This window comes from Alistipes sp. Marseille-P2263, from assembly GCF_018101075.1.
Classification (GTDB): Bacteria; Bacteroidota; Bacteroidia; order Bacteroidales; family Rikenellaceae; genus Alistipes; species Alistipes dispar.
On sequence record NZ_JAGQEJ010000001.1, the window covers coordinates 256,006 to 268,207 of the forward strand.

Annotated in this window: 7 protein-coding genes and 1 pseudogene; 5 read left to right on the top strand and 3 right to left on the bottom strand. The window is 52.1% G+C overall.

All coding sequences use genetic code 11. From position 1 onward, the window contains the following. Window positions 1-111 precede the first annotated feature (111 nt). From KB554_RS01130 to KB554_RS01140, 3 genes are all read left to right on the top strand, one after another. Window positions 112-2,472 (top strand): hypothetical protein, encoded by a 2,361-nt coding sequence (locus KB554_RS01130; RefSeq protein WP_211034706.1) that lies wholly within the window; start codon window positions 112-114, stop codon window positions 2,470-2,472. Between the two features lie 33 nt (window positions 2,473-2,505). After that, a complete protein-coding gene (locus KB554_RS01135) occupies window positions 2,506-2,805 on the top strand; it encodes a hypothetical protein (RefSeq protein ID WP_211034707.1) in 300 nt (99 codons plus the stop codon). 622 nt (window positions 2,806-3,427) lie between these two features. Next, the gene (locus KB554_RS01140) at window positions 3,428-4,057 is read left to right on the top strand and encodes a hypothetical protein (protein ID WP_211034708.1); all 630 of its coding nucleotides are present in this window, start codon (window positions 3,428-3,430) and stop codon (window positions 4,055-4,057) included. Window positions 4,058-4,596: 539 nt separating this feature from the next. On the opposite strand, the gene KB554_RS13235 is transcribed toward KB554_RS01140, so the two are convergent. The 3 genes from KB554_RS13235 to KB554_RS01155 are packed head-to-tail and all read right to left on the bottom strand — an operon-like array spanning window position 4,597 to window position 5,982. Then, window positions 4,597-5,265, bottom strand: coding sequence for a hypothetical protein (locus tag KB554_RS13235; RefSeq protein WP_242116211.1), 669 nt, complete (start codon window positions 5,263-5,265; stop codon window positions 4,597-4,599). A gap of 18 nt (window positions 5,266-5,283) precedes the next feature. Next, a complete protein-coding gene (locus KB554_RS01150; RefSeq protein ID WP_211034709.1) occupies window positions 5,284-5,748 on the bottom strand; it encodes a hypothetical protein in 465 nt (154 codons plus the stop codon). 18 nt (window positions 5,749-5,766) lie between these two features. Further along, on the bottom strand, window positions 5,767-5,982 hold the full coding sequence (locus KB554_RS01155) for a hypothetical protein (RefSeq protein ID WP_211034710.1): 216 nt from the start codon (window positions 5,980-5,982) through the stop codon (window positions 5,767-5,769). 1,285 nt (window positions 5,983-7,267) lie between these two features. On the opposite strand from KB554_RS01155, the pseudogene KB554_RS01165 reads away from it, so the two are divergent. Continuing rightward, window positions 7,268-10,566 (top strand): annotated as a pseudogene (locus tag KB554_RS01165) (SusC/RagA family TonB-linked outer membrane protein). A 19-nt stretch (window positions 10,567-10,585) separates the two neighbouring features. Continuing rightward, on the top strand, window positions 10,586-12,187 hold the full coding sequence (locus KB554_RS01170) for a RagB/SusD family nutrient uptake outer membrane protein (RefSeq protein ID WP_141429658.1): 1,602 nt from the start codon (window positions 10,586-10,588) through the stop codon (window positions 12,185-12,187). The last annotated feature ends 15 nt before the right edge of the window (window positions 12,188-12,202 follow it).

A 12,202-nucleotide genomic window follows, 5' to 3' on the forward strand; every position in this document is an offset into this window, starting at 1 on the left:
CAAACCAACCCCGCCTGCCTTATGCTCCGCCATTTCGTTTGGACCGTATCCGTTCTGTTCCCGCTGCTCTCTTCCGCCCAGTCGAATTCCGCACTGCCATCCGCGGACAGCATGGCAGTCCGTTTGCGTCGCCAGCTTGCGCTCTATCCTCAAGAGAAGATCTACCTGCATACGGACAAACCCTACTACATGGCCGGGGACACGATCCGTTTCCGTGCGCATGTGGTCGATGCCGCAAGCCATGCTCCTGTCCATGCGAGCCGTTATGTCTATGTGGATTTCCACCACGTGGACAAGCCTCCTGTCGGCCAGGAGGCTCCAGCACCGCAGCGCTTCCGCATCCTCGAACGAAACGGGGTATATGCAGGCTATATTCCCCTTCCGATGACCTTCGAAAGCGGAAACTACGAAATCACGTGCTATACGCATTTCATGCGCAATACCGGCAATGCCTCGTTCTATCGCCAGTCGGTCTACGTCTCGGATTACGGGAGGCGCTACGAATACAGGAGCCGCAACCGCGGTGCGTCATCCGATTACGACGTTTCGTTCCATCCCGAAGGGGGCTATCTCACGACGGGCGTCCCGTGCACGGTGGGTTTCAAGGCACTGCGTGAGGACGGGACGTCGGTAGACGTGACGGGCGAGATCGTCGATAACGGGGGAAATACCGTCGCACGCTTCGCAAGTCTGCATGCCGGCATGGGCAAGTTCCTGTTCACGCCCGACGCCGCACAGCGCTATTACGCCGAATGCCGCACGTCGGACGGCATGCGCCGCCGGTTCCGCCTGCCGGACGTGCAGTCCCGGGTCTGCGTGCTCCGGGTCTTCCCGACCTCGGAGCGGTTCACGGTGCAGGCCTCCGCGACGCCCGGCTACGACCCGGGTGTACTGCATCTGCTGATCCACTGCCGCGGAGAACTTTGTTACTACGGCACGCTGAATCCCCGGATGCACAAGGCGTCGTTCCGCTGGAGGGACTTCCCGCAGGGAGTGTTGCAGATACTGCTGCTCGACAACCGGTTGCAGACATTGAGCGAACGGCTGCTGTTCCATTACGATCCCCGCGGAGAGGCCACGGCCCGGGTGCAGCCCGACCGGAAGGAGTACGGACGCCGGGAAAAGGTGAGGCTGGAACTCGACTTTCACGATGCGGAGGGGCGGCCTCTTGAAGGGAATGTCTCCGTGTCGGTGACCGACGACAGGATCGTGGCCCCGGACATCATGCACCGTGACATTCGCACGCAACTGTTGCTCGAATCCGAGCTGAAGGGATACATCGAGGAGCCTGACTACTACTTCGGGGAGAGAACGGCAGAGAGAATGGCCGCAGCCGATGCCCTGATGCTCACACAGGGATGGAGACGCTACGACATTCCGCAGGTCGTGCAGGGCCGGTATGAGGAGCCTGCGATTCCTCTCGAAATCGGGCAGGAGATTACGGGAAGGATCGAGAAAACGGGGATTTTCCGCAAACGGAATTTCAAAGGATATACGGTATCGGCTCTCGTGCCTCGATTCGGGCGATTCTTCCGCACGGACGTCGACCACGAGGGGCGCTTCGCACTCAACGGATTCGACTTTCCCGACAGCACGCACTTCGTGCTCCGGGCCGAAGGCCCCGGAGGAAAGACGGACGTGCTGCTGCTCGTAGACGGGCCCGCATACCCCGCAGCCGACGAACCCCGGCCCCTGTACGACAGATCCCGGGAGATGAAACGCTACGACCGGAACGTCGCCGCATTCACAGACAGCCTCAAACATATACTTATCGAAGAGATCGTGGTGGCCGCTTCGCAGGAATCGCTGAAACCCATCGAAAATCCGTACCAAGTCCTTGCCAGAAAATCCGTGGATTACAGGGAAATCGAAAAAGGATACTATGCCGACCTGAAGGAACTCCTCATGAGACAGCATGGCGTACATATCAGAAATAACGAAGTTTACGCCTACGGCAATCCGGCCAGATATATGATCGACGGAACGTTTTGGATGCCTTTCGGCGAAAAAGTGCCGTTCGTTCCGGTCGAAATGATAAAACGGGTCGATATTATTCCGGCGGTGAATACGACTTTGTTCGGTATCAACAGGATGAATCGCAGCTTACCCAAGAGAATTCAGATAAACAGTTGGTCGGTCATCGCAATCACGACTAAGGACGGGTCGGAACTGTTGCGGAGCGGATATCGGGATCCGGACCAACAGTACATGCAGGTCGTTCGACCTCAAGGTTATCAAACGCCTGCTGAATTCTATTCCCCAAAATACGAGACGGCAAGACAGAGAAATGCTCCCGAGCGGGATTTGAGAACCACGCTGTATTGGAACTCAGCACTTGAGATCTCTCCCGAGGGCAGGGCCGAAATCGAGTTTTACACGGCGGACGAACCCGCAGATTACTCCATCCGCATCGAGGGCATTCTGCATAATGAAAAATATTCGATCCTTCACCGGACGATAAAACTGGAGTAAAACAAATATTCAACATGCTTAAAACCAACACCTATGAGAAAACTAAAACTGAAAAAAGAAATCATCGTCTCTTTGGGCAATATCCAAAAGGCAGGAGGAGGCGACACAAATATTACAATACCGACTTGGGAAACCCTCGATGAAGAATGTATAACGGCGGCTGGTACTCAAGAAACCGATTGCGCTTGTCTTACACTGGCAGGCTGCCAGCAACCTCAATCCGTTCAATGCCCGTCCGAACCCATCTCCGGAGGTTGCGCTTCGCAAGCTTGCGGCGTAACCGGACATTGTTCATTTTCTTGTGCTACTGTCGAATATACTCAATGCGAGTAGTGCCTTCCAGTTATTAGGACAAGTGATTGAGTTATAAAGCACCCGTCCGGTGAAAGATCGGATGTCCAAAAAATATCAATTCAGCAGTCCGCCATAACTGCAAGAAAATACTTTTTAACCCATCCCAAATCGAATGCCCCTGAAAATCATCCGATAAAAATATCGTTTCCGATAAAATCAAAGTGTGAATGAGAAAAGGCAAATACGGAACTCTTATGCGGAACAATCAAAGAGACTTCCGTAACGAACACCTATCACCCGATGCAAAATATTTGTATTTTTTGTTCTATGTTATATTTATTGTATTTTTGAACAAACCTTAAACTAATTTTATGAGAAAATCTTTATTATTAGGCATTATTTCCTTTAGTATTACACTATGTGTATCTTGTAAAAAAGAATCTTAAAACTCAATGCCTGTTGAAGACGAAATATCCCAAACGGAGGTTGGTGTTTATCACAATTTAATATTGGAGAATTTTATTGAAATACATAAAACGCCATCTGTCTTGGCCTCTTCATCTAATGCAGACGAGTTTATTCGCTTGATGTCCGATTATGGTGCTGCCGTGCGTTTGGCATATAAAAATAATGCTCCGGCAGGCGATATTGACAGGTGGGTGTGCGATATTTTGGATGTATCTTTGAACAGTCGTCAGAGTCAATTAGTCGATCATATTATCAATGGGGGGGGCTGTCTGCAACAGATGCGATTAAAAAGGTATATGGTACGAATTCAATATCTCCGCTTATTTTTTCTTATGTAGATGAAATAGAAAAAACAATAGATCAACACGGTGGTACAACACCTTGTGAAAACAAACTCAATTTGTTGTATGTTAATTATATAAAAAGCGCCACTAATTCCGAAGAAAAACAGTTGATAAGTTGGATAGCAGGAGTAGCCGATGGTTCTTATGAGTATTGGGATACTCAGTATACGGTATGGAATCCTCGACTTCAAGGACGTTTCTGGAATAGTACATTGCGTATTGGCAAACGAATACTTATCTCTGATGTCGCCGGTGCCATTGGATATGTTGCCGGCTCAAAATTGGGATGGATAACAGGAGCATTAACGTGGAAAGCTGTGGCTACTACAGCTGGAGTGGCAAGTATTATCGGAGGTGTCGATCAGTTGTTGGAAGAAATAATGTCTGTTAAATCAACCGATACGAATACGGAGTATTCTGTTTCTCGGGAAGAGATACATAAAGCCTATTATGTAAGAGTAAAAGAATTAGGGTTATGAATCCAAGTCTATCGAAGTTTTTAAAAACAGTATTGAAATGTGTTGGAATGGCTGTTGTGTCGACAATTCTTTCGATGGCAGTATATCTTATTTTCAAAGATTGGACACTCGTAAAATCGACATTTATATCTGTATTTTCGGTATATGTTACCTTGATCATATACCAAAATTATATACAAAAGTAACAGTCGAAGAGTGTTAGACAGACCGTTCGTCCGAATGGAATTCGGATTTCAGCGATGCTGCCGGGAACGTTCGAAACGTTTCCGGCGATTTTCTGTATCCACATTGAGAGAATGGGTCAGTCTGGCATTTTCATTCGGTAAAGATATTTCAACCACCCGCAGTCATCTTCAGCCGCTCTTTCAGCCGGGTGTTCCGTTTCACACGGCCGTATTCCTTATAGCGCCTTCGGCAAGCCGATCAACGCACGACAGTCTCTTTCGCCGTATCGTTTCGATACGGCGAAAGAGATGAATTTACCAGCGAAATATTCCCGCAGATCTTTACAGCCGTTGCAGTACGACGATCTCGGCCCTTCAATTCGTCCTTGCGAACGATTCCTGCATGGGAGTCCGACAGAGAGTGCAGAACCTCCGCACGACGTTCTGCATCATCCTGGGTCGCTGCTTGTCGATGAACCCCACCGGCAGCAACAATACGGCCTTGTCGCCGGGATATTGTACGTCACCCAGCCACCGCAGGAACTCCGCGCATTCGGCCGTTTCGAACGGCGGGTTGGCGATGACGTTCTCGCAGCGGAAATCTATCTCCTGAAACAGACTCCGCATCACGGTCGCCTCGGGATAAAGCCGGCAGTAGATGTCCGCCATGTCCGTATCGGCATCGAACGCTACAATCGACGCAGGATGCACTCCTTCGGCAATCAGCGCCCTCGTGAGCTGCCCCGAGCCGCAGCAGGCGTCCACGATACGGCTCTCGTTGTCGAACGACCGCACGGCCAGCGCTGCCATCTGCCGTGCCGTAAGGTCGGGTGTCAGGAACTGCGAAATGGAAACGCCCTGACGGCGTTGCCGCTCGCACATCGCATCGTAAGGCCAGTTGTCGCCGCCGTACAGGAACGGCAGTTCGTCGTGCTGTCGCAGGTAATCGAAGATTTCCGGCAGCGTGTCGGGCCATTGGAAATGGCGATGCAGGTAATAGTTCGGAAGCGCCGGGCGCTTCATGATTTTCTCGAATGGTTTCATTACGATTTCTGTTTTTTGTTATTCCCGATATTCCTTCCAGACTGCGATTTTTTCGGTTTCGGAGTGGCTGTTCCACCATTGGATGCAGGCGACGATGAAATCTTCGCAATCCTTTTCCGTGCTGAAGTCGGAGCGTTGGAGTCCCGTTATCCGCTCCATATCCCCGGCGTCGAGCTCCGGCCACCACGCATCCCATGCCGAGCCCGAAACGTTGTTTGCGACATCCTCTCCGCTGTCGAGGAATATCTCGATGGTCGGCTGTTCATTGTTGTCCTCCAAGGGTAAATCCTCCAACGAATCATTCAGTATTTCCGATTCTCCGACCATGAATCCCGAAAGCTGCTCCTGCTCGACCCTCAAGTCGCTCTTTGCGATGCGGGCCGCACGGCATAGCGCCGCATTCTTGTTCGGCGCCGTAATCGTAAAATACGTGCGCTGCCAGATCGTGTGTTTCGTGTCCTGATAAAATTTATAACATGCCATGGTTTTTGTCGTTTGAGGTTAATACTTCATGACATACAATCCTTTCTCAATCATCGAAAGCGAATAGCCTTCGTCGTGGAGTTGTTTCAGCACGGTGGCGTTGCTCTCGTGAATGAGAATCGGATAGGTATTTGCATAGTTGTCGTCCACCGGCGTGTTGAACGACACGGTGATGCGGTTGTTCGTAGTGATGATTTCCAGCGCACGGCGGAAATCCTCGGGTTTCATGTCCATAGTGATTTTTTGTTTCGGATTTGCGGTTCACTTGCGGCGGAACCGATTGGCCGGACGTATCCCTGCCTTCGGGGTAAGCATGCATGCGGAGGTCAGAACTCCTCCCACTGTCCGCCGCAGTAAAGGTATGCCGCGAGGTATCCCAGTCCCGGCTCGAACGAGACGATCTCGAAATAAAAAACCGAGAGCAATCCTTGCTCATGGTAACGGCGAAGTTGACGATCGTATATTTTCAACAGGTCGCAAACTTCTCCGACCTCCAGGATCGGAACTCCGCAAAGCAAATTACGATGACGTTTCATATAGGAAATATCCGGCCGAATCTCCCGAACTATTTTCTAAAATCTCTTCCGTACGTTCCATCCTACCCTACTCTAAATAATAACTGACACGGCAAAATTGGGAACAATACAGCCGAACTTCATATGAGTCAATATTTACTTATATAAAAATCATTATAAGTAATTATATATCTATTAATTACGCATTATTATTAATGGAATACTCTCTTTGTAGATTTTAATTGCTCAATAAAATATTCCAATACCGTCATGAATCTGCCCTATATGTTATGACTGGATTCGAATTATTCTTTGAATTTTTGCACATTAAAAGAAATTTTCATTCTTCTGTCTCAGAAAAAAGCCCAAAAGGATTGTGAAATACGACGCAAACTGGTAGTGGCCAATTCGGTGTACCAAAATGCGCTTCGCAAAAAGGGCCTTGAAAGTCAAAGCAATGTGTGTAGGGGGAGAGTCAAGTCCCCTACGCACCGCAAGATATCAAAGCAAAAAGCCTTGTAAATATTTTATTTACAAGGCTTTTTGCTTTTTCCGGAAGTGCAGGAAAATGCGGTTCGGAGCATGTCGCATGCGGCCTATTCGGTGTACTTTTACGGCCCGAAAAAGTACACCGGACCCTCCGTCATGCGGGATATGCAGTCGATCGTAAGAAAACACGGCGATACGGCCGTTCGGTCATACGACCGGGCCGCGGCCTCCGCAACGGCCCATTTCTTTCTCCGAAACCGCCGATTCCGACCTCGTTGCAGACAAGCCGCACCGTTTTCACTGACGACCGGGACGCCGGAAAGGAAAATCCGGTGATTCCATATCGTAATCGGCCGGCACATTTGAAGAAAAAATCGCAATCCCTTTCATTCGTTTTTGATATAATGTATTTCCATCGGCCACATTATGCCACAAAAAGTTTGCGTATTAAATTATATTTTGTATTTTTGATACCGAAGCGCTTTACTTTTATAAACTATCAAAAACTAATGCTTATGAGTAAAAAAATTACGCTATCGTTGGTTTGCATACTCGCGGTAGTGGGTTGTGCTTTTGCTCAATCCGACCAGGTACGCGGGTCGGTCGTCGATGAAAACGGCGCTCCGATTATCGGCGCTACGGTCATCGTCAAGGATGATCCGACCATCGGCACTTCAACCGACCTGAAGGGCGAATTCCTCCTTCAGATCCCGGCCCGGAAGGGGGGGGGAAGTTGCAAATTTCCTATGTAGGTTATAAAACCCGGGAAACAGCCATCTCCCCCAACGTCCGCGTGCGCCTCGAACCCGACGCTCAGGCAGTGGAAGCAGTCGTGGTGACAGGTATGACCAAAACGGACAAGCGCCTCTTTACCGGTGCGGCCGATCAATTGGTGGCCGATGACGTGAAACTTTCCGGTATGGGCGATATCAGCCGCGGCCTCGAAGGCCGTTCGGCAGGCGTTTCGGTACAGAACGTGTCGGGTACGTTCGGTACGGCTCCAAAAATCCGCGTTCGCGGTGCGACCTCCATTTACGGCGACTCGAAGCCGTTGTGGGTCGTGGACGGAGTAATCATGGAAGACGTTCAGGACATCTCTGCCGAGGATCTCTCCTCGGGAGACGCCACGACCCTGATCGGTTCGGCCATCGCAGGTCTGAATCCCGAAGACATCGAAAGTTTCAATATTCTGAAAGACGGATCGGCCACGTCGATCTACGGAGCCCGCGCCATGGCCGGAGTGATCGTCGTAACGACCAAAAAGGGCCGTCCGGGTGTCAGCCGGGTCAACTATACGGGCGAATTCACGTACCGTATGATCCCTTCCTACAGCAACTTCAACCTGATGAACTCCCAGGACCAGATGTCGGTCTATCAGGAAATGGCCTACAAAGGCTGGCTGGGCAATTCGCGGGTCACGAACGCCTCGGCGAGCGGTATCTACGGCAAAATGTATGCGCTGATCAATTCGGGAGCGATGCAACAGGGCAGCGCCGAACAGGTCGCGTTCCTGCAGGCGGCAGAGCGGCGGAATACGGACTGGTTCAAAGAGTTGTTCCAGCCGACGGTGATGCACTCCCATTCGGTGAGCATCACGTCGGGAACCGAAAAATCGTCCTACTACGCCTCTGTCAGCGCCCTGTTCGATCCGGGCTGGACAAAGCAGAGCGAAGTCGCACGCTACACTGCCAATCTCAACGCTTCGTACAAAATCTCGGACGCCCTTTCATTCAATATGATCACCAACGGGTCGTACCGCAAGCAGAAAGCTCCCGGGACTCTCGGCTCCACGACCGACTACGTGACCGGCGAGGTGAAACGCGACTTCGACATCAATCCCTATTCGTATGCGCTGAACACTTCGCGCGTGCTCGATCCCAATGAATTCTATGTGCGCAATTATGCTCCGTTCAACATCCTGCACGAGCTGGAAAACAACTACATCGACCTGAACGTGGCTGACGTGAAGTTCCAGGGCGAGTTGAAATGGAAGGCTTTCAAGGGTTTCGAAGCCGCGGCTCTGGCTTCGGTGCGTTATTCGGGGACCTCGCAGGAACACAACGTCCGCGACAATGCGAATCAGGCCGAGGCATACCGGGCCATGGGCACGACGACGATCCGGGACAACAACTCGTTTCTCTACAAGGACCCGGACGACATCTATGCCGAACCCGTGAGCGTACTGCCCGCCGGCGGTATCTATCAGCGGACCGACAACCGGATGCTCTCCTACGACTTCCGCCTTTCGGCCACTTACAGCAAGACCATCGACAACACGCATATCATCAATGCATACGCGGGTATGGAGACCAACCAGATCGACCGCGAAACGACGTGGTTCCGCGGCTGGGGTCTGCAATACGACGCAGGAGAGATTCCGTTCTACGATTACCTCATCTTCAAAAAAGGCAAGGAGGACAACACCGATTACTATACGATGGAGAAGACCTATTACCGCAATGCCGCATTCTTCTTCAACGGGACCTATTCCTACAAAGGGCGTTACACGATCAACGGCACATTCCGCTACGAGGGCAACAACGCCGTGGGACTGACGACGCGTTCGCGCTGGCTGCCGACATGGAACATCTCGGGCGCATGGAACATGCACGAGGAAACATGGTTCCAGCGCGCGCAGCCTGCGCTGTCGCACCTTTCGCTGAAGGCTTCGTATTCGCTGACGGCCGACCGTCCGTCGGTGACGAACGCATTGGCGGTAATCAAGAGTACGACGCCGTGGCGTCCGACGGCCGGCGCTTCGGAGTCGGGACTGGCTCTCTCGGAACTGGAAAACAGCGAGCTGACCTACGAAAAGAAGCACGAACTGAACATCGGCGCCGACCTGGGTTTTCTGAACAACCGGATCAATCTGGCTGTCGATTGGTACAAACGCGACAACTACGACCTGATCGGACCGATCAATACGCAGGGCATCGGAGGTCAGATCGAAAAGCTGGGCAACGTCGCCACGATGCGGTCGCGCGGCATCGAGCTTTCGCTCTCCACGAAGAATATCCAGACGCAGGACTTCAGTTGGACGACCGACATCATCTACTCGCACATGAAGAACGAAGTCACGAAGTTCGAGACATCGACCCGCGCCTTCGATCTGGTTTCGGGCATCGGATTCTCACGCGAGGGCTATCCCGTGAATTCGATCTTCTCCTACGACTTCCGCGGGCTGAACGAAGAGGGTATTCCGACCTTCATCAACGAGGACGGCGAGCTGACGACGACGAATATCAATTTCCAGGAACAGGAGCGTTTCGACCATCTGGTTTATTCGGGGCCGTCGGAACCTACCGACGTCGGTAGTTTCGGCAACATTTTCCGCTACAAGGGACTCCGACTGAACATCTTCATCACCTACTCTTTCGGCAACGTGGTACGTCTCGATCCGGTCTTCTCCGATTCCTATACGGATCTCGACGCCATGCCGCGCGAATTCAAGAACCGCTGGATGGTTCCCGGCGACGAACGCTTCACGGACGTGCCGACCATTATTTCGACCCGGCAGAAGAAGAACGACAACTCGCTGTCGTACGCTTACAACGCCTACAACTATTCGACGGCACGCATCGCCAAAGGCGATTTCATCCGCATGAAGGAGATCTCGCTGACCTACGACTTCCCGAAACGCTGGATACAGAAACTCAAAATGTCGAGCCTCTCGCTCAAGTTCCAGGCTACGAACCTCTTTCTGATCTACGCGGACAAAAAGCTCAACGGCCAGGATCCCGAGTTCTTCAACACCGGAGGCGTCGCGGTTCCCGTTCCCAAGCAGTTCACGCTGACACTGCGTATCGGCCTGTAATCAAAAAAACGAAAACGATATGAAAAACTACATTGCATATATTCTGTTCGCCGGAGCTCTTGCCGCAGGCTTTTCTTCCTGCAATGACTTCCTCGACGAGAACCCGGACAACCGCACGACGGTCGATTCGGAGGAAAAGGCCATCGACATGCTGGTCTCGGCTTATGCCAGCAACCAGCCGTGGTTCGTATTGGAACTGGCTTCGGACAATGTCGATGACCACGGCGGAACCTACGGCGATTGGAGTCGTTTCTACGAAGAGAGTTTTTCCTGGAATCCGCCCGTGGAATCCAACAACGAATCGCTTATCAGGACGTGGAGTTCGCAGTATCTGGCCATTGCGAATGCCAATCAGGTGCTGGACGCTCTCGGGAAAATGGAAATGACCGACAAGTTGCGCGCGGCCAAGGGCGAAGCGTTGATCTGCCGGGCATACGCCCACTTCGTGCTGGTGAACATTTTCTGCCAGCAGTACGATCCCAACTATCCGGACGACATGGGAATCCCTTACATGGAGAAGGCCGAAACCGAACTCGACCCGAAATACGAACGCGGTACGGTAGCCGAAGTGTACGCCAAAATCGAAAAGGATATCGAGGAAGGACTGCCGCTTATCGACGACGCGATCTATTCGGTTCCCAAGTACCACTTCAACCGGAAAGCGGCTTATTCCTTCGCCGCACGGTTCTTCCTGTATTATCAGAAATGGGACAAAGCCGCGGAATATGCCTCGGAAGCGCTGACCAACGCCCCCGAATCCCAGCTCCGCGATTACGAGGCGCTGTTGGAATATCCGATGAACAACGGGTCCACCCAGAATACGGCAGCCACCTACTATATCAGTACGGACCTGCCGTGCAACTACCTGCTGGCGACGGCTTACTCCTCTTCGGGGACCTATTTCGGCGGATACTCCTCGGGACGCCGTTACAACCACGGATGGCTGATCGGCCAGACCGAGAGCATCTCCTGCACGAATACGCCCTTCGCGCCCTACGAATGGAAGGTGCGGCCGCTGGTATATAACAGCGGTCTGGACAAGACCCTGCTGCCCCATACGCCGTATCTGTTCGAATATACCGATCCCGTCGCAGGAACCGGTTATATCCACACCGTCTACACGCTCTTCACGGGCGACGAGACGCTGCTGACACGGGCCGAAGCCTACATCATGCAGAAAGATTATCCGAACGCGCTGAAGGATATGAACCTCTTCCTGTCGAACGCCTGCAAGTCGTACACGCCGCTGACGGAAGAGACCGTGACGGCGTGGGCCGCCGGCACCGAATATTACCGGCCGGAAACCGATCAGAACCAGTCGGATATGAACAAGAAAGGTCCTACGCCGAAAAAGGAGCTGCACCCTGCGTTCGATCTCGACGAAACCCAGGAGGCCATGGTCCATACGCTGCTGATGCTGCGTCGCTACGAAACGCTGCATTGCGGTCTGCGCTGGTTCGACATCAAGCGTTTCGGCATCGAAATTTATCGTCGCACGCTCGATTCCACCGACGGACATGTCAGCGCCGTGACCGACAAGCTCGCAGTGCGGGACAACCGTCGGGCCATCCAGCTACCGAACGATGTAATCACGAGCGGTCTGCCCGCCAATCCGAGGTAATCCGCCATTTGAGAT